Source organism: Flavobacterium ginsenosidimutans (assembly GCF_003254625.1).
GTDB classification, from domain to species: domain Bacteria; phylum Bacteroidota; class Bacteroidia; order Flavobacteriales; family Flavobacteriaceae; genus Flavobacterium; species Flavobacterium ginsenosidimutans.
Genome location: NZ_QJRJ01000067.1, coordinates 60,544 through 87,047 on the forward strand (window position 1 = coordinate 60,544; position 26,504 = coordinate 87,047).

At 31.7% G+C, this 26,504-nt stretch carries 27 protein-coding genes; 14 read left to right on the forward strand and 13 right to left on the reverse strand.

Translation table 11 applies throughout. The features are described from left to right. Window positions 1-89 precede the first annotated feature (89 nt). Complete coding sequence (locus tag DM444_RS03420) at window positions 90-692, forward strand: hypothetical protein (protein ID WP_111283991.1); 603 nt, start codon at window positions 90-92, stop codon at window positions 690-692. Window positions 693-731: 39 nt separating this feature from the next. Then, complete coding sequence (locus tag DM444_RS03425; RefSeq protein ID WP_111283993.1) at window positions 732-1,358, forward strand: MCP four helix bundle domain-containing protein; 627 nt, start codon at window positions 732-734, stop codon at window positions 1,356-1,358. Window positions 1,359-1,507: 149 nt separating this feature from the next. Here DM444_RS03425 and DM444_RS03430 read toward each other — a convergent pair whose 3' ends face one another. From DM444_RS03430 to DM444_RS03450, 5 genes are all read right to left on the reverse strand, one after another. After that, window positions 1,508-2,350, reverse strand: a complete 843-nt coding sequence (locus DM444_RS03430; protein ID WP_111283995.1) for a DUF2911 domain-containing protein — start codon at window positions 2,348-2,350, stop codon at window positions 1,508-1,510. A gap of 68 nt (window positions 2,351-2,418) precedes the next feature. Beyond that, a complete protein-coding gene (locus tag DM444_RS03435) occupies window positions 2,419-3,081 on the reverse strand; it encodes an HAD family hydrolase (RefSeq protein ID WP_111283997.1) in 663 nt (220 codons plus the stop codon). 188 nt (window positions 3,082-3,269) lie between these two features. Further along, window positions 3,270-3,983 carry a tRNA threonylcarbamoyladenosine dehydratase gene (locus DM444_RS03440; protein WP_111283999.1) on the reverse strand — a complete coding sequence of 238 codons (714 nt, stop codon included), beginning with the start codon at window positions 3,981-3,983 and terminating at the stop codon, window positions 3,270-3,272. 144 nt (window positions 3,984-4,127) lie between these two features. Then, complete coding sequence (locus DM444_RS03445; protein WP_111284001.1) at window positions 4,128-4,775, reverse strand: TatD family hydrolase; 648 nt, start codon at window positions 4,773-4,775, stop codon at window positions 4,128-4,130. Beyond that, window positions 4,775-5,374 (reverse strand): DUF1684 domain-containing protein, encoded by a 600-nt coding sequence (locus DM444_RS03450; protein ID WP_111284003.1) that lies wholly within the window; start codon window positions 5,372-5,374, stop codon window positions 4,775-4,777. Before DM444_RS03450 ends, DM444_RS03445 begins: the two co-directional genes overlap by 1 nt. 99 nt (window positions 5,375-5,473) lie before the next feature. Here DM444_RS03450 and DM444_RS03455 point away from each other — a divergent pair, with 99 nt between their 5' ends. From DM444_RS03455 to DM444_RS03495, 9 genes are all read left to right on the forward strand, one after another. Further along, complete coding sequence (locus DM444_RS03455) at window positions 5,474-6,691, forward strand: MDR family MFS transporter (protein WP_111284005.1); 1,218 nt, start codon at window positions 5,474-5,476, stop codon at window positions 6,689-6,691. A gap of 166 nt (window positions 6,692-6,857) precedes the next feature. Further along, window positions 6,858-7,226, forward strand: coding sequence for a BlaI/MecI/CopY family transcriptional regulator (locus tag DM444_RS03460; protein WP_111284008.1), 369 nt, complete (start codon window positions 6,858-6,860; stop codon window positions 7,224-7,226). Between the two features lie 7 nt (window positions 7,227-7,233). Continuing rightward, a complete protein-coding gene (locus DM444_RS03465) occupies window positions 7,234-8,847 on the forward strand; it encodes a M56 family metallopeptidase (RefSeq protein WP_111284010.1) in 1,614 nt (537 codons plus the stop codon). A gap of 18 nt (window positions 8,848-8,865) precedes the next feature. Beyond that, on the forward strand, window positions 8,866-9,234 hold the full coding sequence (locus DM444_RS03470) for a BlaI/MecI/CopY family transcriptional regulator (protein ID WP_111284012.1): 369 nt from the start codon (window positions 8,866-8,868) through the stop codon (window positions 9,232-9,234). Window positions 9,235-9,244: 10 nt separating this feature from the next. Continuing rightward, a complete protein-coding gene (locus DM444_RS03475) occupies window positions 9,245-11,092 on the forward strand; it encodes a M56 family metallopeptidase (protein WP_111284014.1) in 1,848 nt (615 codons plus the stop codon). 84 nt (window positions 11,093-11,176) lie between these two features. Further along, window positions 11,177-12,610, forward strand: a complete 1,434-nt coding sequence (locus DM444_RS03480) for a serine hydrolase (RefSeq protein ID WP_111284016.1) — start codon at window positions 11,177-11,179, stop codon at window positions 12,608-12,610. Between the two features lie 81 nt (window positions 12,611-12,691). Next, window positions 12,692-12,835: an SsrA-binding protein gene (locus DM444_RS03485; RefSeq protein ID WP_111284020.1), complete on the forward strand. Its 144-nt coding sequence runs from the start codon at window positions 12,692-12,694 to the stop codon at window positions 12,833-12,835. 63 nt (window positions 12,836-12,898) lie between these two features. Then, the gene (locus tag DM444_RS03490; protein ID WP_111284022.1) at window positions 12,899-13,744 is read left to right on the forward strand and encodes an EamA family transporter; all 846 of its coding nucleotides are present in this window, start codon (window positions 12,899-12,901) and stop codon (window positions 13,742-13,744) included. A 7-nt stretch (window positions 13,745-13,751) separates the two neighbouring features. After that, a complete protein-coding gene (locus tag DM444_RS03495; RefSeq protein ID WP_111284024.1) occupies window positions 13,752-14,117 on the forward strand; it encodes a hypothetical protein in 366 nt (121 codons plus the stop codon). A 62-nt stretch (window positions 14,118-14,179) separates the two neighbouring features. Here the strand turns inward: DM444_RS03495 and DM444_RS03500 are convergent, their stop codons facing one another. Continuing rightward, window positions 14,180-14,734, reverse strand: a complete 555-nt coding sequence (locus DM444_RS03500) for a fasciclin domain-containing protein (protein ID WP_111284026.1) — start codon at window positions 14,732-14,734, stop codon at window positions 14,180-14,182. Window positions 14,735-14,947: 213 nt separating this feature from the next. Between DM444_RS03500 and DM444_RS03505 the strand changes: the two genes are divergently transcribed. Genes DM444_RS03505 through DM444_RS03515 form a run of 3 tightly spaced genes read left to right on the forward strand, consistent with a single transcriptional unit; the run spans window position 14,948 to window position 16,576 of the window. Beyond that, complete coding sequence (locus DM444_RS03505; RefSeq protein WP_111284028.1) at window positions 14,948-15,472, forward strand: ExbD/TolR family protein; 525 nt, start codon at window positions 14,948-14,950, stop codon at window positions 15,470-15,472. A 28-nt stretch (window positions 15,473-15,500) separates the two neighbouring features. Continuing rightward, a complete protein-coding gene (locus tag DM444_RS03510) occupies window positions 15,501-16,028 on the forward strand; it encodes an ExbD/TolR family protein (RefSeq protein WP_111284030.1) in 528 nt (175 codons plus the stop codon). Between the two features lie 23 nt (window positions 16,029-16,051). Next, a complete protein-coding gene (locus tag DM444_RS03515) occupies window positions 16,052-16,576 on the forward strand; it encodes an ExbD/TolR family protein (RefSeq protein ID WP_111284032.1) in 525 nt (174 codons plus the stop codon). Window positions 16,577-16,708: 132 nt separating this feature from the next. Here DM444_RS03515 and rpsA read toward each other — a convergent pair whose 3' ends face one another. The 7 genes from rpsA to lon all read right to left on the reverse strand — a co-directional run bounded on the left by rpsA (window position 16,709) and on the right by lon (window position 26,438). Further along, on the reverse strand, window positions 16,709-18,484 hold the full coding sequence (rpsA, locus tag DM444_RS03520; RefSeq protein WP_026728756.1) for a 30S ribosomal protein S1: 1,776 nt from the start codon (window positions 18,482-18,484) through the stop codon (window positions 16,709-16,711). A 366-nt stretch (window positions 18,485-18,850) separates the two neighbouring features. Next, window positions 18,851-19,765, reverse strand: a complete 915-nt coding sequence (locus DM444_RS03525; RefSeq protein ID WP_111284034.1) for a hypothetical protein — start codon at window positions 19,763-19,765, stop codon at window positions 18,851-18,853. Window positions 19,766-19,775: 10 nt separating this feature from the next. Then, a complete protein-coding gene (locus tag DM444_RS03530) occupies window positions 19,776-21,152 on the reverse strand; it encodes a nucleoside permease (protein WP_111284036.1) in 1,377 nt (458 codons plus the stop codon). Window positions 21,153-21,219: 67 nt separating this feature from the next. After that, the gene (cmk, locus tag DM444_RS03535) at window positions 21,220-21,912 is read right to left on the reverse strand and encodes a (d)CMP kinase (protein WP_111284038.1); all 693 of its coding nucleotides are present in this window, start codon (window positions 21,910-21,912) and stop codon (window positions 21,220-21,222) included. 239 nt (window positions 21,913-22,151) lie between these two features. Further along, window positions 22,152-22,757, reverse strand: a complete 606-nt coding sequence (locus DM444_RS03540) for a murein L,D-transpeptidase catalytic domain-containing protein (protein ID WP_111284040.1) — start codon at window positions 22,755-22,757, stop codon at window positions 22,152-22,154. A gap of 4 nt (window positions 22,758-22,761) precedes the next feature. Then, window positions 22,762-23,781 carry a type IX secretion system protein PorQ gene (porQ, locus tag DM444_RS03545; RefSeq protein WP_111284042.1) on the reverse strand — a complete coding sequence of 340 codons (1,020 nt, stop codon included), beginning with the start codon at window positions 23,779-23,781 and terminating at the stop codon, window positions 22,762-22,764. 203 nt (window positions 23,782-23,984) lie between these two features. Continuing rightward, entirely contained in the window at window positions 23,985-26,438 is a 2,454-nt protein-coding gene (gene lon / locus DM444_RS03550; protein ID WP_111284044.1) for an endopeptidase La, read from the reverse strand. Window positions 26,439-26,504 lie beyond the last annotated feature (66 nt).

Consider the following 26,504-nt stretch of genomic DNA (forward strand, 5'->3'; position numbering starts at 1 on the left):
AGCAGAATTCTCCTTTTTTGTAAGTAAAAAATATTATTTTAGTAAGTTGTAAAACGGACCACTAACTAATTTAAAACTGGAGAAATTAAATGAAAATTTCGAGCGATATTGAAAAGTTACTTCCATTAGGCTATGTATTTCTTATCATGATGGGAATACTTAAAGACTGTATTTACTATTATCAATTAGGAATAAATATCTTGAAATTCTCTACAATTACAGATATTTTAATGAGTCCAATCGCGTATTTGAGTTCAAATCCGATAGTTTTGTTTGCAGTAATTTCATTATTCGTCAGCCATTATTATCTTCCAAAATTTCTTTTAAAGAATAATCAAGAACCTTTTGTACAAAGAATGTTTGAATTAAAATCTGTAGAAGGATTTTCTTTAGAAGAGAAAACAGCTTATTACAATAGTATTGCTTTACGAACATTGGCAGTTGTGCTTTTGTCTTTCTTTTTAGGAACTGGTATCGCCGACGGCTATTATACTTCAGGACGCATCGACAAGCAAACTTTAGATTATAATTATAAAATTAATTTTAATGACGAAGAACAGCAAGAAGTTTGTCTTCTCGGTACAAATAGCTTGTATTATTTTTATGTTGCAATAGGGCAAAAACACATAAAAATCGCTCCAATAAGCTCGATTAAAAACGTTGAGCTGATGTATAAAACGGCAAATCGATAAAACTGAAATAAGTAAGTTACTCCTAAAAAAATAAGCTTTATGAAAGATCAAAAAAAATACAGTAATAAAACAAAAGCTGCTTTTATTCTGTTAATAGTAATGCTTATAATTTTGCTTGGGAATTTTAATACGCTCCGAAACTCCAAAAACGTAAATGACAATATCAACGCCATTTACAAAGACAGGTTGGTTGTGGCACATTATATTTTTCAATATTCAAAAGAACTTCATTTTATAAAAGCTGAGGCTGAAAAACTAAATTTAAGCGACAATATTAAAAAAGATGAAATTATTCATACACTCGATATTATTCATGATATCGATGACTTGTACGCGAAAACAGTTTTAACCAACAAAGAGAAACAATATTTCGATGCGTTTTTACTTTCTTGTAAAGAAATAAACAAACAAGTCGAAAACAAAAACTGGAATCAAATTGCTAATTCTAGCGCACAAGCTTTAAAAACACTTGAAGCATTATCTCAAATTCAGATTGAGGAAGGAAAGGCTAAACTTGCAGTTGCAAACGCTATGTATAGCAGAAACAATGTGCTTGGCCAGCTTCAAATTGCATTGCTTATTATTTTGGGCGGAATTACTTTTTATCTTCTGATAAAGAAAATCAAAAAAACGGTTAGAATTCCTGAACCACCAAGTCTGAATTAAAATTTCAATTTTTTAAGTTTAAAAATTCCAATGACAGTTTGTCAATTAATCTTCACTTTATTGCTCTATGGTTTAAAAAAAAGGACAAAAAAAATTCCAAAACCCGTTGGCTTTGGAATTTGGAATTTATATTTTGAAAATTTAAAAGCTTATCTGCTCCACTCAGCGATACTGTCTTTATTCAATTTTACGTAATCTGCGTTGTTTGCGGCTTCAGCAGATGCCAAAGAAGCTTTTGCAGTTTCAATTGCTCCTTTTTTATCGCCTTGTTTTGCTTGAATCAAAGATTTTAATCTTGATACATAATATGGTTTATCAGAACTCATATCAAGAGCTTTGTCAACGTAAGTTCTTGCAGTTTCAATATTTCCGTTTGATTGAAATAAATATTGAGACGCAGCAAAATAATCGTTCCAAGTTGGACCAGCCAAAGCTTTGTCAATACTTGCCACAGCAATTTTAGCTGTTGGAACTTCAAATTTTAAAGCAACATGAGAGTTTTCCCAAGCAAGATCTAAATAGCCAAAATTTGGATCTAAACCATTAATTCCAATTGTGAATGTTTCAACAGGCGTTGGCAATGCATCTTCTTTTACTGTAGTTTTCAAAGCTACATAAGCATCGCTCCAGTTTTCTGGCAATCCCCAGTTATCTGTAGAAAGATAAAAAATGATATCCCAGCTTTCGATTCTAGGAACTGTATAAATTGCATATTTTCCTTTCTTCAGCGTTTTACCGTCAATAATTACGTCATCGCTAAAGTTGATAATTGTATTTTCATTCGCTCCTGTTCTCCATAATTTCCCAAATGGAACTAAATTCCCGAACACAGCTCTCCCTCTCGCTCCCGGTCTTGAATAGGTAACTTCAACATCGGTCAAACCAACAGTTTGCTTAATATATCCTTTCGGACTTGCTTGTGGCGTTTTTACTTGTGCTTCTGATGCTAATGGCGCTAAGATCAGGGCTAAAGCAATAAGTAGTTTCTTCATTATTTTAAGTTTAATTTTTTTCAAATTTACAAATTCAAACAGGGAACAAATGTTAAATTTTATATAATTCAGGCCTTAAGCTGTGATATTTTTTCTGCGTTTAATTCGTTAAAATGATCGATAACCAAGTCTGCTTCAGACAAATCCTGAAGATGTGAATGTTCGCTTCTATAACCCACACAATAAATTCCTGCGCCTTTTGCGGCTTTTACCCCATTTGTGCTGTCTTCGATTATAATACATTCTTCTTTTGGCGCTACAGACAATGAAGCAGCATGAATAAATATCGCCGGATTTGGTTTTGATTGCGGAAAATCTTCCCCGCTAACAATATGTGTAAAATACTGATGTAAATTAAATCTTGTAAAAACACGATCAATGGTTACTTTTGAAGCCGAAGAAGCTAAAATTAATTGCAATCCGTTCTTATACAAATCCTTAATTAAATCTTCAACACCATCCAAAAGATACAAATCTTCCTTAGTGTCAAAAGCATCATTAAAAATAGTTCTCTTTCTCTGAATCAAATCTTCCACTTCCTGCTCTACAGTTGGGAAATAGCTTTTTAAAGTTTGGAATGTATTTCGAGTAGAAAATCCTGTAAATGAGGTATACATTTCTTCAGGAACTTCGATATTCAATTCCGAAAATTGTAAATAATAGGCATAACGATGAACAGGCTCTGTGTCAACAATTACGCCGTCCATATCAAAAATTACTGTTTTAATCATTTTTTTTAAGTTTCTGAGATTTTGAGATACTAAGATTCTAAGGTTTCTCTCTTTTGTATTTAACTTTGTCGAAGTTTAAACTTTGACAAAGTTCCTTTTGAGTTCTATTTATAAGGTTCAAAAAAAATAAGATTCAGTCTAGCAGCTACAAAAAACTTAGCAACTTAGAATCTTAGCGTCTTAGAAACTTACTTTTTAAGCAAGTGTCTAATCACTGTTTCGGCTGCGTGTAAGCCAAATAATCCTGGCATATAGCTATTTGTTCCGTAGAATGATTTTTTGAAGTTTTTACCATCTGTTAGCTTTAAGCTTTTTTCGTCTTGAATTTCAGAAGAAAAAACTACTTTCAATTTATTGATTTTTGCTTCTTTTAAACGTTTACGAATTGTTTTAGAAAAATAGCAGTTTATTGTTTTAGAAATATCTGTCACGTTTACTTTAGCCGCCAACATTTTTCCTCCAGCTCCCATACTGCTGATAATTTTTACTCTTTTACGTTTTGCAGCAATGATCAGATTTAATTTTGGAGTAATACTGTCAATACAATCTAAAACATAATCAAATTCTGGAGATACAATCTCAAAAGCACGTTCTGGAGAAAGAAATTCCTGAACACGAGTTAAATTTAATTCTGGATTAATATCCATCAAACGATCGCCTACAATTTTAATTTTTGGCTGACCAACTGTTGAATGTAAAGCTGGCAATTGACGGTTAATATTGGTAATATCCACAACATCACCGTCTACAATTGTCATGTTTCCTACTCCTGCTCTTGCTAAAAATTCAGCTGCAAAAGATCCAACTCCTCCTAGTCCAACGACTAAAACATTAGATTTTTGTAAATTTTCTAATCCTTCTTTAGTAAACAAAAGCTCTGCTCTTTCTGTCCATTCTGCCATATATTCTTTATTTTATTTTTTGTTTCAAGTTTTAAATTCTTTCTTATTGTCGCCCTGAGCGAAGTCGAAGTGCGCTCTAATTGGAATGAGGCTTCGACTTCGCTCAGCTTGACAAATGACATTTTACTTTTAACTGTTCACATTTTACAATACGAACAAACTTCTATAATTACTTAAAATAACTTCTTGCAACTCTTTTAAATTTAATTCTTTATATTCAGAGGCTAATTCATAAACTTCTTCAATTGATTCTTCAATTGTATCTGTTTCTAAGAAAAAACGATCATTTGGAACATTTTGAAAAACCGTTTTTAAATCTGGATTTTTCAATAAATATTTTCCAAATGAAAGATAAAACCCTGCCGAAATTAATTGTTCCGCCAACTGATTATTCTTTGAAAAACCATGAATAATCATTGGAACGTTTATTTTCATTCTTTTCTTAATTGCCATTACTTCTTGAAAAGCGGCAACGCAATGAATAACTACGGGTTTCTTAAATTTTTCTGCTAATTCTAACTGTTTTTCAAAAACTGAAATCTGTAAATCAAACGGTACTTCAATTCTTTTATCCAAACCGCATTCGCCTATTGCCAAACAATTTTGAGTTTGCAATTTTTTTTCTATAATTTTCAAATCTTCATCAATACGATTTTCGTCTATATACCAAGGATGAATCCCAATAGAATAAAACGGAATCGTAGCATCAAAATCTTTTGGATACTGATTAACCAATTCTAAAACGTTAGACTGATTGGTAAATTGATGCGTATGAAAATTGAAATATTCCATTAATGAAAAGCTTTTACTCCTGCTTTAATTTCAATTTTCAAATCATTTTCCTGAGGCACAAGCGGACAAGAATACTTATAATTATAAGCACAATAAGGATTATAAGCTTGGTTAAAATCGATTGCTATTGTATTTCCTTTCGGAATTTCTAAATCAATATAACGGCCTCCAATGTAGCTTTGTTTTCCACTTGTTAAATCTGAAAAAGGTAAAAAGAGATGATTTTTATATTTTTCCTGAACAATAAGTTCTAAACTTTGGTAAACGGCCAACTTAAAAGCTTTTCCATTTATTTTAAAGTTTAAAGTTCCATACTTAATATACTTTGGAGTATAATTTCCTGAAGTTTTCATTTCAAAAACTTTTCCGCCTTTAGCTTTTACCAAAGTAGCATTCACAAAATAAGTTTCAGAAATAGGAAAAAAATCTAAGCTTTTAAAAGTTTTTAAATCGTCAGCCATCAACGGACTTGCCTTAGGATCAGCAAATTCTGAATTAATTCTCTTTTGGAATTTTTGAACATCAGCTTTATTAAACTTTTTTTGGGCAAAAGCAAAATTAAAAACCAACAATAAAGCTATGGCGTTTATAGTTTTCATCTTAGAAATTTTCTGCAAAAATAGTTCAAAAGTAACAAAACAACAACCACTTAACGAGACAAAGTTTCCTAACTTTGTGACGATAATTTATCAAACAAAATGCTTAAAACTGCTTTAACCCACTACATTAACAACTTTCGAGGTTTCACCAGAGAAGTTTGGATTCTTGCCATCATCACTTTTATCAACCGTGCCGGAACAATGGTTCTTCCTTTTTTATCCAAATATTTAAAAGAAGATCTTCATTTTTCATACAATCAAGTTGGTTGGATTATGGTTGCATTTGGTTTTGGATCAATGTTGGGTTCTTGGCTTGGCGGTAAACTTTCAGATAAAATCGGATTCTATAAAATCATGATTTTTAGTTTATTTACTAGTGGAGTTTCTCTTTTCTTTGTGCAATATATTACAACTTTCTGGACACTTTGTGCCGCAATGTTTGTTCTTATGACCATTGCCGATATGTTTAGACCTGCGATGTTTGTTTCTCTTGGAGCTTATGCTAAACCAGAAAATAGAACTCGCGCGCTTACATTAGTCCGTCTTGCTGTAAATTTAGGTTTTGCTGCTGGTCCGGCACTTGGAGGTTTGATTATTATGGGAATGGGATATTCAGGGTTATTCTGGGTTGACGGAGCTTCTTGCATTATTTCGATCTCGATTTTTGCTTTATTGGTAAAAGAAAAGAAAAAGGCAACTCACGACGATAAAACTGAAAGTGCTTCTGATGTAAAATCAGTTTTTCATGATAAAATATTCTGGGTTTTCTTATTTGTAAGTTTCATTACAGCTATGATTTTCTTCCAGTTATTTACCACCCTACCTTTATATCATAATGAAAAGTTTGGCTTAAGCGAATTCCAAACAGGTTTGTTAATGACTTTAAACGGATTATTAATATTTTCTCTAGAAATGCCAACAGTTGGGTTTTTAGAGCGAAAAGCCTTTCCGAAGATTCGAATCATAATTATAGGTTCTTTTGTAATGGCTTCTAGTTTCTTTTTGCTTCTGATTAATTTCTGGGCTGGAATATTGGTTGTAAGTATGGTTTGTATTTCGATTGGTGAAGTTCTTACTTTTCCATTCTCTAATGCTTTTGCCTTAAGTCGTGCTCCACGCGGACAAGAAGGTCGATATATGGCGCTTTATACAATGAGTTTCAGTCTTGCACACATTGTGAGTTCTAAACTTGGCTTTGAGATTATTACCAGATTTGGTTACCAAATCAACTGGTTTTTTATGGCGAGTATTGGTGTGGTTGCAACCGGATGTTGCATTTGGATTAAAAATGCTTTAACAAACGAGAAAGTTTCATAAAAAAACTTTAACTTCTTAAACCCTTAAAATTCAATTTATTACTATTAAATTTGAATGGCTTTTTTGCGCTCTAAATTCAAATTCAACTTAATTTTTAGTTAAATAACTAGTTTTGTAGTTGTGTAACTAAAAAAATAGTTGTAGGTTTGAATTAAAATTAGAGAAGATGCAGAAGTTAACAAACAAAGAAGAAGAAATTATGATGATTTTATGGAAGCTTAAAAAAGCTTTTGTAAAAGAAATTCAAGCCGAAATCACAGAAGACCAGCCTCATTATAACACATTATCGACAATTGTTCGTAATCTGGAAGAAAAAGGGTATGTTGGACATAATGCTTTTGGAAATACACATCAATACTTTCCAGTTGTAGCAATTGAAGATTACAGAAAAGGATTTATGAAAACCGCAATTGATAATTACTTTAACAGTTCTTATAAAAGTATGGTTTCCTTTTTTGCCAAAGAAGAAAAAATTTCAGCAGATGAATTGCGTGAAATTTTATCTATGATCGAAAATAAAAACGAAGAAAAATAATTGGTTTATGGAAGCAGTTTTCATTTATATCGCCAAATCAAGCAGCTTAATGCTTTTTTTTTATTGCGTTTACTTTTTTTTACTTCGAAAAGAAACATTTTTTAACAGCAACAGGTGGTTTTTATTATCAGGCTTGATCGTTTCTTCTATTTTACCATTAGTAAGTTACACAAAGGTTATATGGATTGATGCTACAACCGATTTTAATACAAATATCGCAACATCATTAGTAAATGATCCGCAAAAAGAAGCAGTCGATTTTAATTGGACGATTCTAATTCTTGGCCTTTACGCGGTCGGATTTTTAGTTTTCTTTATAAAATTAGGAATTGATTTCTACAGTTTGAATTCAATTATTAAAGGAAAAAAAGTAAAACAACAAGCCGATTTTAAATTTATAGATATAAACGAAAACATTGCGCCTTTCTCCTATTTTGAATATATCGTTTACAACTCATCACTGTACACGCCTTCAGAATTAGAGAATATTATTGAACATGAAAAAGTACATAGCGATCAAAATCATACTATAGATGTACTGATTTCGAGAGCATTCAGCATCATTTTCTGGTTCAATCCGATTGTTTGGCTTTATAAAAAAGCAATAATGCAAAATTTAGAATTTATTGCTGATAGTGAAGCTGCAAAAAAAATTTTAGATAAAAAAGCCTACCAGTATACGCTTTTAAAAATAACAACACACGAAACTTGTGTTGCAATCACCAATCATTTTTATCAATCATTAATCAAAAAACGAATCGTCATGTTAAACAAAAATCAATCAAAAAAGAGGAATTCATGGAAGTATTATGTTGTAATTCCTGCTCTAGCGGCTTTTGTATTTTTATTTCAAATTGAAGTAATTGCAAAAGAAAGACAGCAGAATGTAAAAGCAGTTTCGGTAGGAAATGAATCTGTAAATGTTTACAAAATAACAAAAAACTCTACAGATGCTGAGTTAAATGAACTTAAAGCAAGCTTAAAATCAATTCACAATATTGATTTTAAAGTTTCTGAAATCAAGAGAAACTCTCAAAATCTATTAACATCTATTAAAGTTGATGTAATTAATGGCAGTGAGAAAACGCAATCAATACAAGTTGGAGATAAAACTATCAAAGATTTTGGAATAGTTGTTATTACAAATAAAGATGGAAGCAAAAAAGCTGGCATTCAAACTTCTGATGAAAAAATTGTTGTTAGCAAAAAAGTAAGTTCAAACGACAATGCGAAGGTTACTTCAAAAACAACAGAAAACAAAAATATAACTACTAATACAGAAACCCATGTTAACACTAATTCTATTACTAGTACAAAAACTAACAGTGATACTAATACAAATATTAGCACTGTTGTAACGACAAATAAAGACAACAATGTTACCACAATAACAACAACTGAAAACGGTCCGAAAATTATCATTTCTACTCCAAATAATGTGAAGCTTACTGGAAAAAAACTTGTTATTGTAGATGGAGATGTAATGCCAAGCACTTTCAAACTAGAAGATTTAAAGCCTCGCGACATTAAAACTATGCACGTGTATAAGGGGATAGACGCAATTGCGCAATTTGGCGAAGCTGGTGCAAATGGCGTTATCGAAATTGAAACTCGTGAGTAATCATTTAAAATATAAAGGATGCAAAAACTAACCAACAAAGAAGAAGAAATCATGCATATTTTATGGAAGCTGAAAAAAGCTTTTGTAAAAGAAATTCAAGCAGAGATTTTAGAAGATCAGCCGCATTACAATACTTTGTCAACCATTGTTCGTAATCTGGAAGAGAAAGGTTATGTTGCTCACAATGCTTATGGAAATACTCATCAATATTATCCAGCTGTAAGCATTGAAGATTATCGAAAAGGCTTTATGAGTACTGCAATAGACAATTATTTTAATAGTTCTTATAAAAGCATGGTTTCGTTTTTTGCTAAAGAAGAGAAAATTTCAGCAGATGAGTTACGCGAAATCTTAGATATGATAGAAAATCCAAAAGAAGGTAAATAATCAAAATATTATGGAAGCACTTTTCATTTTTATCTTAAAATCAAGCGGGTTGTTGGCAATGTTCTATTTTGCTTACATTTTGTTACTTCGCAAAGAAACTTTTTTTAACAGCAGCCGTTGGTTTTTAATCGCCGGATTAATTACTTCTGTTGTACTTCCTTTCGTAGTCTATACCAAAGTAATTTGGGTCGAAGCTCCGCCGACACTGGCTCCAGACCCTGTTGTCGTGAGAAATACTGTTGAAAATATTCCAACTTCAAATCATGATGTTATTGCGTATGAACCTCAGTACAAACCAACAACAATAAATGTCGTTGAAGAAGAAAGTTTTGAAATCAATTGGGATTTAGTTTTAGCTCTTGCGTACGGAATTGGTTTCTTGGCTTTCATGACCAAATTTGCACTTGATTTTTACAGTTTAAACTCTGTTTTAAAAGGGAAAAAAGTAGAACAGCAAGATGATTTTAAATTTATTGACGTCAATGAAAATATTGCTCCTTTCTCTTATTTTGATTACATCGTGTATAACTCATCACTATACACGGCTGCAGAATTAGAAAACATTTTAGAACATGAAAAAGTGCACAGCGATCAAAAACACACCGTTGATGTTTTAATTTCTAGAATATTCTGCATTCTATTTTGGTTTAACCCAATTGTATGGCTTTACAAAAAAGCTATTTTGCAAAATCTTGAATTTATTGCCGATAGTGAAGCAGCGAAGAAAATATCGGACAAAAAAGCGTATCAATACACGCTTTTAAAAATAACAACACATGAAACCTGTGTTGCAATCACCAATCATTTTTATCAATCATTAATCAAAAAACGAATTGTTATGTTAAACAAAAATCAATCAAACAAAAGAAATTACTGGAAATATTCGGCAGTAATTCCTGCTCTTGGTGCATTTATTCTTTTATTTCAAATAAAGACAATTGCTCAAGAAAAAAAACAAGATGATGTCGCAATCATAAAAAGAGACACCGTTAAAGATTCTGACGAAACTATCAAGATTACAAAAAATACAACTGATAAAGAGTTAAATGAATTACCAGGGAAATTAAAAGCAAATCATAATCTTGATGTTGAAATTTCTGATGTAAAAAGAAATACGAAAGAAGAGTTAACTGCAATTCAGATCAAAGTAAAATCAGATTCTGGTAAAAAACAAACGATCAAAATTGACGGAGACCAAGCTATAAAAGATTGCGAGCTTGCTATTGGAACTGACGAAAATGGAGCAAAAGCTATTGTTATCAATACTGATAAAAACTTTAGAACACCGATAATTATCAGAAATGAGAGAGTAATTGTTCGTAACGGAGATATTGTTCCTCCAACACCTCCATCTCCACCTTCATTTCCTTCAGGACCACTGCCTCCTGCTCCAGCAATAGACATGTCAAAAATGCCAAAACCTCCAGTTGCACCAAAGAATCCAAATGATAAGGTAGCGATGAGTAAATTTGAAAAAGAAATGGAAGCATTCGAAAAGCAGATGGAATCATTTGAGCCTCAAATGGACGCTTATGAAAAACAAATTGAAGCTATCATGTCTCAAAGATCAGCTGATTATGAAAAAGAAATGGCGAAATATGAAATCGCAATGGAAAAATTCAGTGCTAACATGGAGAAATTCAATTATGACTTTAAATTCAAATTTGGAGATAACTCTCAAGATTACGAAAATAGCATGAAGGAATACGAGCAAGACATGAAGCAGTATGAGCTTGACATGAAACAGCACGAAAAAGATATGAAACAACATGCTAAAGATATGAAGCAACACGCTAAAGACATGAAACAGCATGAAAAAGACATGAAAGCTTGGGAAAAAGAAAATAAAAAAGCTTAATTATTTAATTCTCAACAGAAAAACCAGTGCTTAAACCACTGGTTTTTCTATTTATTATTTCAGCAAAAAACAAAAATCTCGCGCATGAAAAAAAATATTTCAATTTTATTCTTGTGTCTAAGTTTTTCAATACTAGCACAAAAAAATACCGTTGATAAAAGCATTTTTATTGCAATGGATAAAACTGCTTCAATACTTTCTAATAAATCAAAAGCGAATTCTATTTCAATTGGCGTTGTCAGAAATGGAAAAACATATACCAGACATTACGGAGAAATTGATAAAGGAAAAGAAAATATAGCCAACAATAATACTGTTTTTGAAGTCGCATCTATTACTAAATTATTTACTGGATTACTCGCAGCTCAGGCAGTTTTAGAAGGAAAACTAAATCCAGATGATGATATTAGAAAATATATTACAGGTTCTTACCCGAACTTAGAATATAATGGAACACCAATTACAATAAAAGATTTGGTTTCTTTTAGAACTGGTTTTGACAAAGATCTTCCAGATAATTCCGAGTTAAGAAAAAACAGAAATGACAGCAGTTATTTAGCATTCAAAAAAATGGATGAGAATTACACTCGTAAAAACTTCTTTGAGGATCTTAAAACCATTAAATTAGACACTTTACCTGGAACTAAATTTAAATACAGTAACGGAAGCCTTAATTTGACAGCACATATTTTAGAAAATGTTTATCAGAAAAGTTACGAAACGCTTTTAAAGGAAAATATTTTTTCAAAGTTGGATATGCAATCAAGTGGTATAAATTTAAGTCCTAATACTGTAATCGCCAATGGCTATAATTTGAAAGGAGTTTTAATGCCGACGATTTCAGATAATCTTTGGGGAGCTGCAGGAAGATTAAAATCTACTTTAAGTGACTTGACCAAATTTATTAGTTATGAATTAAATACAAAAAATAAAATTGTCCAAGAATCTCAACGAAATCTATTAAATAGTCCAACAACTTGGAACGGTTATTTTTGGGATTATATTCAAGTCGATGAAAATGGTAAAAACTGTTGGAAACATGGCGGTGCATTTGGTACTCAAAATATGCTAGTTATTTATCCGGAACGTCAATTAGGAATTTCAATTATTGTAAATATAAGTGACGAAAGCACTGCAAATGCATTAGGCGAGGCAATTGTTAGACTTTCTAATGATTTATTGAGTGAAAACAAAAAACAAACTGGAATTTATGGTTATAAAATCATAGCTGATAATGTTGTCTTTCTTTATGAGCATGATAAAAACTTAGACCCTAATTTAGTTAAAAGTGTTTCAATCGCTGGTTCCTTTGACAAGTGGAATCCAAATGACAGTAATTTTCAGATGATTCAAAAAAACAAAAATACATTTGAACTATCGATTCCGAAATCACAATTTGAAAAAGACAAAACGCATCTTTTTAAGTTTGTCATTAACAAAACAGGTTGGATGGAAGCTCCAAAAAATGCTATAAATAGACAAACTGAGGGAGACGAAAACCTCATTCTAAAAATCTAGATACTTTTTACATTTTACTGCTTAAAAGACTTTGTTTCAAACACAAAGTCTTTTTTATATCTTTGCCGAAACAAATCTACTATGTATAAATTATTAGCTAAACTAAACAAACTACTTTTGCCAAGCTTTACCAAACAAGGTTTAGATATTTCTAAAGCAAAGAAATGGCAGATGGCTATTATTGGTTATCGCGCTTATGTCACTAAAAGAGCTTTAAGCAATTAATTTAGAATACATTTTTATTTATCCGACAGAAATAAAGCTTTTTATGATTCTGTCTTACTTTTTATGAAAAACAGAGAAATCAGCCTACCTCCTGTTCCTGCGGTATTATTAGCAATTATAAGTGTGCAATGTGGAGCAGCAATTGCAAAAACTTTATTTCCTGCAATTGGCGCAGCAGGCACAGCATCTATACGTATTGGCGTTTCTGCATTAATTTTATTATTAGCTTACAGACCTAATTTTAAGGCTGTAACAGCAAAACAATGGAAAATTGTAATTCCGTATGGCTTGTCTTTAGGCGCAATGAATCTGATTTTTTATTTCGCTATAGAAAAAATCCCAATCGGGCTTGCTGTAACACTAGAATTTGTTGGTCCATTACTATTAGCAATAGCGGGTTCAAAACGTTTAGTAGATTATTGTTGGGTTTTATTGGCTGCAATCGGAATTTTACTAATTGCTCCTTGGACAAATGATAGTTTAAATCCGATAGGAATTATCTGTGCGCTTTTAGCTGGAGCATTTTGGAGTGCTTATATAGTTTTAGGCGGAAAGATTTCTCAAATAATGAATGATGGTGATGCTGTTTCGACAGGAATGTTGTTTGCAGCACTTTTAGTTTTACCATTTGGCTTTCTAGAAAATGGCTTAACCAATCTAACTCCAAAACTTTTCGGAATGGGTGTTGCTCTTGCGCTGTTATCAAGTGCAATTCCGTTTACATTAGAGATGAAAGCTTTAGGTCAGCTTCCTCCACGCACTTTTAGTATTTTAATGAGCTTAGAACCTGCTGCCGCTTCTATTTGTGCTTTTATTTTCCTTCATGAAAATTTGAATTTCAACGAAATTTTGGCTGTAATTTGTGTTATAATTGCTTCTGCAGGAAGTACGTTGACCGCAAAAAAATAATTATCAAATGAAAAATAATTTTCTGCAATTCATTAAAGTTACAAACGGAATATTTTTCATTTCTATTCTAATCTGGTTATTATTCTGGCTTAAAACTGATGAAATTGGTGACTTAAGAAATCTAACTATTATACTTTATTTGTTATTTGCTTCTGAGATTTTTGTTTTGATTTGCAGTACTATTTTCTACTTTCTCACAAAAAACATGCTTACATTAAAAGAGCAAATAAAATACACTTTAATAATTTTAATTTTCGTTATAGATTTCTTCTGTTTAGCACAAGGTGCGGTAATGGATAGATCTGTTCTTGTCTTTTTGTTTGCTATCAATGCCTTTTCAATTTTATACATAGTAAAAGATAGATTTTTATAAAAAAGCCCTCTAGAAAATCTAAAGGACTTTTTATTGTAGGCAAACTATTCTGGAGATTTTATTTATTTTTTCGGAAGCAGCACAGCATCAATTACATGTATCACACCATTTGACTGATTTACATCAGCAATTGTAACTTTTGCTTTGTTTCCATTTTCATCACTGATATATAAATCTTTTCCTTTCATCCATGCGGTTAATGTTCCGCCACTAACCGTTTTAAAAGACGCTTTTCCTTTTCCTTCTTTAATTGCATCTGCAATATTATTCGAATTCAGTTTGCCACTTACAACATGATAGGTTAAGATCGTTTGAAGTTTCTTTTTGTTTTCTGGTTTCAATAATGTTCCTACAGTTCCCTTTGGCAATTTATCAAAGGCTGCATTTGTTGGGGCAAAAACGGTGAATGGTCCTTTTCCTTGTAAAGTTGTAACCAAATCAGCTGCTTTTACTGCAGCAACCAATGTTGTATGATCCTTTGAATTAATGGCGTTTTCAATTATGTTTTTATTTGGATACATCTCTGCACCACCAACCATAACTGATTTTTGAGCATTTGATGTAAATGCAAATCCTAAAGCTAAAACAGCAAGAGCTAAAAATTTTCTAGTTTTCATATTTAATGATTTTAAGTTATAAGCTCATTTACGGGGATAAAGTTGTTTTGGTTTTCGCTTGAAACTAATCTTATGTAAAAAAGCGCAGATTTTCTTTTAAATTTCCAGCAAAACAAGGCATTAACGTAATTTAATATTTCTTTAAAAAAAATCTAAAATATTTACTTTTTGCATTTATTTTATTGTTAAATTTAAAAACAAAAATCATCAATTATGAAAAATTTAGCTCAAAAATTTAGAGATAGAAAATTAAATTCAAGAGTTGATTTAACTGCAATGGTTAGTGTTTCTTTTTTACTTATTTCATTTTTTATGGTTGTTAACGAATTATCAAAACCTCCAAAAATGAATTTGTATTTACCAGAGAAATATGCATGTCTAGAGAATATTGGATGTTTTAAAGCTGATCAACTTTTTACAATATTGTTAGATAAAAACGGTAAAATGATTACTTATTCAGGTTTATTAGAATTTCCATTGGAGAAACCAAAAGAGTTTAAATTTCAAAAAAATGAGATAAGACAAGAGGTGTTCCGCAAAAAGAAAGAAGTTCACGATTATATGATTTCTGAAGGAAAACCAATGAGTGGAGTAATTGTTATTATAAAGCCGAGTAAGCACTCGAACTATGGCAGTTTAGTAAATATAGTAGATGAAATGAAAATTGCTAAAATTGAAACCTACTCAATAGTTGACGATTTTACGGCAGAAGAATCAAAATTGCTAGCCTCTAATTAATATAAATTGTTTCTTAATCAAAAAGCATATGAAAAATCTACCTCAAAAAGTCAGAAGCAGAAAGTTAAATTCAAGAGTGGATTTAACTGCAATGGTTAGCGTTTCTTTTTTACTGATTATATTTTTTATGGTCGCCCTCGAGTTACGAAAATCTAAAGTTATGGATTTAAGTTTACCAGATTATGATGCCTATACATGTGGATGGACAGGTGGCTGTGGTGAAAATAGATCTTATACAATTTTACTTGGAGATGACAACAAATTAATCTGCTATATGGGATTATTGGAAGTGCCAAAAATTGCTCCGAAAAAGTTAGAATATGGAAAAAATGGAATCAGGCAAGAGCTTTTAAAACAAAATAAAAAGATGCTCAATTATTCTGCTCAAATAGGAAGACCTGGAAGAGGAATGGTTGTTATTATTAAACCAAGCAAAAAAAGCAACTTTAAAAATCTGGTTGACATTTTGGATGAAATGGCTATTGCAGATATAAGTACATATGCAATTGTAAATGATTTTACGCCAGAAGAAGCAAAATTATTGGCTTCAAAATAATTCTTTAACTTAAATCAAGATACATGAAAAACCTACCTAAAAAAGTTAGAAGCAGAAAGTTAAATTCAAGAGTAGATTTAACCGCAATGGTTAGTGTTTCTTTCTTACTTATTATATTTTTTATGGTTGTTGGGGAACTATCGAAATCAAAAGCAATGGATCTCGCTTTACCTGAAAAAGATGTATGCAGATGGAGTCATGCATGTATCAAAGCTCATCGGGTCTATACCATATTATTAGACGACAACGATAAAATAATAACTTATTCTGGAATATTAGAATTTCCAATGGAAACGCCAAAGGAATTTAAATCTGAGAAAAATGAAATCAACCAAGAAGTATTCCGTAAAAAGAAAGAAGTTCATGACTATATGATTTCAGTAGGAAAACCAATGAATGGTGTAATTGTAATAATAAAGCCGAGTAAAAAATCAAACTACGGTAATTTAGTAAACATACTCGATCTAATGAAAGTTGCCAATATTGAAACCTATACAATAGTTGATGAATTTAGTGGAGAAGAATCAAAATTGTTAGCATCAAATTAATACTAAGTAAATATTGTTTTCAAAAAGTTCTCGACTCCGCTCGAACTGACAATTGAGGAACAACTTGAAACCTGAAACATAAAAAAAGTCCCACATTGCTGTGGGACTTTCTATTTATAAAAAATCTAAGAATTATTTTTTCTCAGTTTTTTCCATTTTAGCTTTTAAAGCAGCTAATACATCATTGTTATCACCTAAAGTCGCTGCTGGTGCGTTTGTAGATGCAGATGCAGTAGTTTCAGCAGCAGCTTTCACGTTTTTCTCTTCTTCTTCTCTGAAGATAGCAGTGTGAGAAGCAACTACTCTTTTGAATTCTTTGTTGAATTCAATTACTTTGAAATCAGCAGTATCACCTTTTTTCAATTTCTTTCCGTCTTCTTTTTCAAGGTGACGAGTAGGAATGAAAGCAACGATATCATCTCCGAATTCTACAGTAGCTCCTTTGTCAACGATTTCAGAAATCTCACCGTTGTGGATAGTTCCTACAGCGAAAGAATCTTCGTATTGATCCCAAGGATTAGCAGTAGTTTGTTTGTGACCTAAAGATAATTTACGTCCTTCAACATCCAATTCTAATACTACAACATCAAGTTTTTCACCAACGTTTACAAACTCAGATGGGTGTTTAATTTTCTTAGTCCAAGAAAGGTCAGAAATGTAGATTAATCCATCAATTCCTTCTTCTAATTCTACGAAAATACCAAAGTTTGTAAAGTTTCTAACGATACCTGTATGTTTAGAACCTACTGGGTATTTAGAAGTAATGTCAGTCCATGGATCTTGAGTCAATTGTTTGATACCTAATGACATCTTACGATCGTCTCTATCAAGAGTTAAGATAACTGCTTCAACAACATCTCCAACTTTCACGAAGTCCTGAGCAGAACGTAAGTGAGTTGACCATGACATTTCAGAAACGTGGATTAAACCTTCAACACCTTCAGCAACTTCGATAAATGCACCGTAATCAGCGATTACAACTACTTTACCTTTAACTTTATCACCAACAGTTAAGTTAGCATCTAAAGCATCCCATGGGTGAGCGTTTAATTGTTTCAATCCTAATTGAATTCTTGTTTTCTCATCATCGAAATCAAGGATTACAACGTTTAATTTTTGGTCTAATTCAAGAACTTCACTTGGGTGGTTGATTCTACTCCAAGAAAGGTCAGTAATGTGAATTAATCCGTCAACACCACCTAAGTCAATGAACACACCATAAGAAGTAATGTTTTTAACAACACCTTCTAATACTTGTCCTTTTTGTAATTGACCGATGATCTCTTTTTTCTGTACTTCAATATCAGCCTCGATAAGAGCTTTATGAGATACAACTACGTTTTTGAATTCGTGGTTGATTTTTACCACTTTGAATTCCATCATTTTGTTTACATATACATCGTAGTCTCTAATTGGCTTAACGTCAATTTGAGATCCAGGTAAGAACGCTTCGATACCGAATACGTCAACAATCATACCTCCTTTAGTTCTACATTTAACAAAACCGTTAACGATTTCTCCAGTTTCATTAGCTGCAATAACTCTATCCCAAGATTTGATAGTACGTGCTTTTCTGTGAGATAATACTAATTGACCTGTTTTATCCTCACGGATGTCGATTAATACTTCTACTTTGTCACCTACTTTTAAATTAGGGTTGTAACGAAATTCGTTTAAAGAAATAACACCTTCAGATTTAGCATTGATATCAACGATAACGTCTCTATCTGTAATTCTAACTACAACTCCTTCAACTACTTCTTCTTGATCTGTAGCGATGAAAGTTTTTGATACTAGTTCCTCAAACTCTTGTAAGTTTTTTTCATCTACTGCATCGATTCCTTCTTGGAAGTTGTGCCAGTTAAAATTTGCTAAAAACTCTTCTTGTGATTTTGTTTGTTCAGACATGCTGATAAAAAAATTTGTATTCTGTTTTTCTCGAGTTTCTCTATGCGATAGAAAATACAGAAGTTGTTTTACATAAATGGTTGATACCTAATGGAAACTCTTCTCTGCCAAAAGGTTTGCAAAATTACTACAAATATTTGGACTTACAAAATAATTCAGTATTGATTATCAGTCATTTTGTTAAGAAGCAGAAGATTTATGGTTTTTCAAACCTTTTTGTCCCGCTTTCGCTCCTATCTTTTATGGCAAACCCTGCCATAAAAGGATATCCGCTCTATCGGGGCTAGATTAGAACTTTTAGTTTTCATAAGATCTTTAGAAACGAAAACCCGACAGGTTTTAAAAACTTGTCGGGCTTTATAGATCCTATTTTATGTTTTTTATAAAATCATCATATATTTTTAAATTTTCAAAATATTCATCTAAATGATCAACATGAACTATATCTACCCATAATTCAGTATCTCTTAACTGCTGGAAACATAATCTAAAATAATTAAGTTTACCTAGCCCATCGGAATTTAACTCCCAAAGATTTGACTCAACAACAATTACAGGATGTACAATCTCTTTATGTTTTGCATCATCAATTAAATCACAAACGATTTCTTCTACTAAATTACTTGAATTAAATAATGAATCATTTTTAATTCTTTTAATAGAGTAATCAATATCGGCCCAAAACATCTCTTCAATTGAAGATATACAACTTGACAAACTTTGTTGACATTTCCAGATTACAGAATTATCAATATCTTTAGTATTAGCAATATTTGTTTCTCTAAAAACATTATAAGCATCAATCTTGAATGCATTAAATATATAATTTGCATTTCTATAAACAATTCCATCTGGAGAACAATATAAATCTAGTTTTTTAATTATAGTATTTATATCATTTTCGCTAATCTTAGCTTTTTTCAACAATTTTCGAATCTTTTGATAATGAAATATATTATCATTACCTATCCAAAAATCCTTTAATTCATAACGCTTAGAGTTTCTCTTATTATCAACAATGATATGATAATCTTTTAAAGACTTACATTCTATTAGCAAGTTAACCCTACAACTAAAATCATCTTTAACATTCCAATACTTACTAGCAACAACATCAATTTCTCGATGTTTCTTAGAATCAAAATCAATATAATATGGAGAATGAGATACTTGCCATTTTCTTTCACTTAAAGATTCAAAAACTTTTCTTTCAAGGATAATTGAATTTACAGCACTTGATTTAAAAAGTTTATTTATTAATTGATTTTTATCTTCAATCATTACCTGATAATTAATGACTTAAATTCTCAATCTCCTTCGGATCATGTTTATGCTTAAACAAAACAGCAAAAGCAATTGCAATCACCAAGGCATAAATAGCAAATGACAACCAGATTGTATGCCAATCTTTCATTAAAACCGGGTTTGCAAAAATACCTTCAGGCGAAATTGAATTTCCTTGGCCTGTCACAAATTTAGCCATTAACTCATTTGAAGAATCCGTTTGTAAAAATCCAGCTAATTCTGTAGTTGTATGAAACGATTTTGTAAAGAAACGATCAATTGCCCAACCCGAAGTTAAACTTCCTAAAACAGCTCCTACTCCATTTGTCATCATCATAAACAAACCTTGTGCGGAAGAACGAATTTTAGAATCGGTATTGCTTTCTACGAATAAAGAACCTGAAATATTAAAGAAATCAAATGCCATTCCGTAAACAATACAAGACAAGATAATCATCCACAATCCGCTTATAGGGTCTCCAAAAGCAAATAATCCAAAACGTAAAACCCAAGCCAGCATACTAATCAACATAACTTGTTTGATTCCGAAACGTCTTAAGAAAAACGGAATTGCCAAGATAAACAGCGTTTCAGAAACCTGAGAAATTGACATAATAATAGTAGAATATTGGATTACAAATGAATCTGCATATTTTGGAAAATGTTTAAATTCATCTAAAAATACATCTCCATAAGCATTTGTCAACTGAAGCGCCCCTCCTAAAAACATAGAAAAAACAAAAAACAAAGCCATTTTATAATTTGCAAACAATTTAAAAGACTCTAATCCAAATGTTTCAATCCAAGTAGCATTTTCTTTAATCAAGCGCTGTGGTTCACATTTTGGTAAAGTAAAAGCATAAATCCCAAGAATTAAAGCACCTATTCCAGCAATATAAAACTGATATTCAGTTGCTTTGCTTCCACTTAAATTAGTAATCCACATTGCAACAATAAAACCAATTGTTCCCCAAACTCGAATTGGCGGAAAATCTTTAACGATGTTTTTATTGTTTAATTTAAGCGAAGTATAAGAAATAGAGTTACTCAAAGCAATTGTTGGCATATAACAGCACATTGCCAAAAGCATTACAATAATAAAGGTGTCTGGTGTTGTAACTTGCGCAATTCCGAACAAAACTGCAGCATATAAAATATGAAGGACTCCGTAAAGCTTTTCGGCATTTACCCATCTGTCGGCGATAATACCTGTAAGTGTAGGCATAAAAAGAGAAGCGATTCCCATTGTTCCAAAAACCAATCCAAATTGAGTTCCTTCCCAGTTTTTAGTGCCAAACCAATAATTTCCAATTGTTATAAGCCAAGCTCCCCAAACAAAAAATTGAAGAAAGCTCATTAAGATCAATCTGTTTTTAATCCCCATATAATAAATTTGTCTTTAGTAAAAATGAAGCGGTAAAACTACCATTTAAAATGAAATCTGCAAAAAATTACGCTGTTTTAACAACATCATTCACTAATTCTAGAACAGCTGCAAATTGTTCTTCTTTATTTAAGTAAGAATTATCGATCTCAATTGCATCATCAGCAATTACTAAAGGAGAATCCTCTCGATGCGTATCCATATGATCTCTTTCAACAACATTTTTCAAGACTTCTTCATAAGAAACATTGTCCCCTTTTTGCTGTAATTCATCAAAACGTCTTTGAGCTCGAGTTTCTGCACTAGCGGTCATGAATATTTTAAGTTCTGCATCCGGAAAAACAACAGTTCCAATATCTCTTCCATCCATAACAATAGCTTTGTTTTTCCCCATTTCTTGCTGTTGTTCTACTAATTTAGCACGAACCTCTGATACAGCAGCAACTTTACTAACAAAATTAGAAACTTCGATAGTTCTAATTTGTTTTTCAACATTATCACCATTTAAATACATTTCAGCAAAACCTAAATCGGGATTGAATTTAAATTCTAACTGAATTTTAGACAAATTTTCAATAAGAGCATTTTTATCAAAAAAATCAGCTCCTATAAAATTATGCTGCATAGCAAAATAAGCTACAGCACGATACATAGCACCAGTATCTACATAAACATATTCCAGTTCTTTTGCTAATTGTTTTGCAAGAGTGCTTTTGCCTGTAGATGAAAATCCGTCGATTGCAATGGTAATTTTTTTCAATTCTTTATTTTTAAATTTTTATTCTTTTTAATGACCGCTTATTCGATTAATAACAAAAGCGTCGCCAAAACTTCTACAAATGTAGCCATCTTTATTTTTATTTGGAACACCTATATTAATAATGAAATATTATTTAATTTCTCATTAACTAATGAACTTAAAAAAACTTTTTATCATCGAAAATAAATCATTTCGACAATAAAAAGTTTTATTTATTATTTCTAACTAAGAAGTTCTTTTTAATAGTAAATATCCATAATGATATTCGATTTTGAGCCATCAATTATTTTTTCTATTCTTTTGAAGAATTGCTCATTAACCATTGGACATCCGTGACTATTACTGATATAATAATCTTGCTCATCATAAGGAACTGCAGAATAATGATGAAGTACAATTGCTCTTTTCAAAGCATTATTATTAGTTTCCTCTAAACCAGCCAATCTGTATGCTTTTCCAAAAATACCTTTGTATGTTTTGCCTACTGAATACCTTCCTAATGCAGTGCAATTAGAATTAGGCATATTGCTAAATTTTAGAATTCCCTTCACACCTGTTTCAGAACCCGAACCATGAGCGACAAGACCTTGATCTACAACTTCATTTTTTTGTAAATCGTAAACAAAAAAGCGATTTTTCCCAGAAGGAACTTTCATGTCAATAAGAAAAGCAATCTTTTGATTGTATTTAGAATCAATACTAATCATGTTTTTTATATCAGCAATTCTACTGTTAATTCGTTCCATTTCTATTGTAGAAATAGCATCATCCTCTTCTTTGAAAGCAAGTTTTGAACTAGAAAAAAAACTTACAGTCACAAACAAAACCAAATAAAATAGTTTCATGTATTTATTGAAAATTTAATGTTAGACCAAAAAGGCTGGTGTTGGCCGCCAAAGTATATCTCGAATACGAATAGTTAAATCTTAACTTGTTTAATTTTAAACCGAAACCTAATGAAACTCCTGAAAAATTACGCTGTTCATCTACTCGTAACTCTTCTCCTCTTCTGAAATTATATCCTATTCGAAAATTAAATGCCTTTTTAGGAAAAAGTTCCACACCAAATGCAACGTGTCTTAAAGTATTGTTTAGAAAAGAAACTTTCTCTGGACTTGTTGATCCATCAATGTTAGTTTCGCCACGAACGGGGTTAGAAAAAGAAATATCCCATTGCTGAAGATTCTCTAATGTAAGATGCCAGCGAATAGGCACGTGTTCTAATTCTTGAGAAATACCTGCAACGATTTCAAACGGTAAATTCTCTTTGATTCCTGAGTATGTAGTAAACTGCGTACCAATGTTGCGAAATACCAATCCAAAATTTAAATTTTTCTCTTCAATTAGATATAAAAAACCTAAATCGACTGCGCCTCCTATTGAATTGTAAGTTTCTAATGAAGAAGTAATTAACTTACCGCTAGCACCAATAAAAAAATTAGTATAAGGAACATTGTAGGCATATCCGAAAGAAAGCGCACCTTCGCTTCCACTAAAGTTTGATGTAGCTTGGCCATTTTCATCATAACCCTCAAATGTACCATAGTTCACATAAGTAACACCGGCATAAAAAGTTTGATAATGCCTGTCATAAGTATAAGCATACGAAGCTGTACCGTAAGATGCCTCTCCGTAATAACTTCCATAATTCATTGCCAAGTGATTGTCCATGTCTGCGTTTATAAGTGCTGGATTAGACATAGCTTGATTAACATCTTCATCATATATTGTAATAATATCCCCTCCTAACGCCGCCTGCCTTGGTGAAGTAGTTAAATTTAAAAATTGATAGGTGTAACGCCCCCCAACTTGTCCGAAAGAAAACGAACAAATTAAAATTGTAAAAAATAAAATAACTTTCTTAAGCATTTTGTTTTGGGCGCTCCAATATGGGAATAACGCAAATACAAAGATAAAATTATATAACTTAAAAAATAATTTTTATAACTATATGAAATCTAATATTTATATCAAGTTTGAAAACTAAAATTCTAAATGTAAAAACAAAAAAAAATCCAAATCCCAATCGGTAAATTGGAATTTGGATTTTTATAATTTGAAGTTTTAAAAACTTATTTTAGTTCTTTAGCGTTTTTAACTTTTTGATCTGTCAAAGCTAGCGCCAATACTTCGCTCATTTCTTTCACATAATGAAAAGTCAAACCTTCTAAATATTCTTCTTTAATTTCATCGATGTCGCTTTTGTTTTCATGACATAAAATAATCTCCTTAATACCTGCTCTTTTTGCAGCTAAAATTTTCTCTTTAATACCGCCAACAGGCAATACTTTTCCTCTAAGAGTGATTTCGCCTGTCATAGCAAGGCTTTTCTTAACTTTCTTTTGAGTTAAAAGAGAAACTAAAGATGTCAGCATTGCAATACCTGCACTTGGTCCATCTTTTGGAGTTGCGCCTTCTGGAACGTGTAAGTGAATATTGTATTTTTGGAAAAGATCTGTGCTAATGCCTAATTTCTTAGCATTTGCTTTAATATATTCTAAGGCAATAGTTGCAGATTCTTTCATTACAGTTCCTAAATTTCCTGTAATAGTCAAAGCTCCTTTTCCTTCAGAAATCAAAGATTCGATAAATAAAATATCACCTCCAACACTTGTCCAAGCCAAACCAGTTACAACACCAGCAACGTCATTATTTTCATATTTATCACGCTCTAATCTTGGCACTCCTAAAATAGCTACAATATCTTCATCTGTAACTTTTTTGTTGTACTCCTCCTCCATTGCAACAGATTTTGCTGCATTTCTAATTACCTGAGCAATTTTAGTTTCTAAATTACGGACACCTGATTCTCTAGTATAGCCTTCAACGATTTTTTCTAATTGTTTTTTACCAATAATCAAATCTTTTGCAGTTAACCCGTGAGCTTCTAATTGTTTTGGAAATAAATGTCTTTTAGCAATTTCAACTTTTTCTTCAATTGTATAGCCTGACATTTTAATTACTTCCATTCTGTCTCGCAACGCAGGCTGGATCGCCGCCATATTATTTGAAGTTGCGATAAACATTACTTTAGACAAATCATATCCCATTTCAAGGAAATTATCGTAAAAAGCACTGTTTTGCTCCGGATCTAAAACTTCTAATAAAGCTGAAGATGGATCGCCACTATTACCATTTGATAATTTATCAATCTCGTCTAAAATAAATACAGGATTTGATGTTCCTGCTTTTTTCAAACTTTGAATAATACGTCCAGGCATTGCTCCAATATAGGTTTTTCTATGTCCGCGAATTTCTGCTTCGTCACGTAAACCTCCTAAAGAAATACGAACATATTCACGCCCTAAAGCTTCTGCCACAGAACGACCGATAGAAGTTTTACCAACTCCTGGAGGCCCCGTTAAACATATAATTGGTGATTTCATGTCATTTCGCAATTTTAAAACTGCCAAATGTTCAATCATTCTTTTCTTAACTTCATCAAGTCCAAAATGATCTTTATCTAAAATTTTCTGAGCATGTTTTAAATCGAACTTATCTTTAGAATATTCGCCCCAAGGCAATTCTAAAAACAGTTCTAAATAATTACGCTGAATTCCAAAATCTGGAGATTGTGGATTCATACGGCGCATTTTAGATAATTCTTTCTCGAAATGTTTCTGCGTTTTTTCGTCCCATTTTTTAGTTTTCGCTTTCTGACCCATTTCGTCCATTTCCTCTTCCTGAGAAACGCCACCCAATTCTTCTTGAATGGTTTTCATTTGCTGGTGAAGGAAATATTCTCTTTGTTGCTGATCTAAGTCAAAACGAACTTTTGACTGAATATCATTCTTCAATTCTAATTTTTGAAGTTCGACATTCATATAACGCAAAGTTTCTAAAGCGCGTTCTTTTAATCCATTTATCGATAAAAGCCCTTGTTTCTCTTTTACAGATAAATTCATGTTTGAAGAAACAAAATTGATTAAAAACGACTGGCTTTCAATGTTTTTAATTGCAAATGTAGCTTCAGATGGAATGTTTGGACTTTCTTTAATAATCTGAATTGCTAATTCTTTTACAGAATCTAAAATAGCTGTAAATTCAGAATCATTTTCTTCAGGACGTTCTTCTGCAACTTCTTTAATAGTTGCTGTCATATAAGGTTCTTCTAAAACAACTTCGTCAATTTCGAAGCGTTTTTTTCCTTGAAGGATAACTGTTACATTCCCGTCAGGCATTTTTAAAACACGTAAAATACGCGCTACAGTTCCTATTTTATGAATATCGTCTTTTGACGGATCTTCGTCTTCTTCATTAATTTGAGATACAACACCAATGATTTTACCACCAGCATTTGCATCATTAATCAATTTAATAGATTTATCTCTTCCAGCAGAAATTGGAATTACAACCCCAGGAAATAAAACAGTATTGCGTAAAGGTAAAATTGGAAGCGAAATAGGAAGCTCTTCATTATTCATTTCCTCCTCGTCTTCCGGCGTCAATAATGGAATTAATTCTGCCTCTGAGTCAAATTCTTGAAGTGACAGATTGTCAATAGTAAGTATTTTATGGTTTGACATAATAAAATATAAGTCGTTTTGTCATTAAAAATTTTATACTATCTGTAAAAAGAGTATGATTTATTG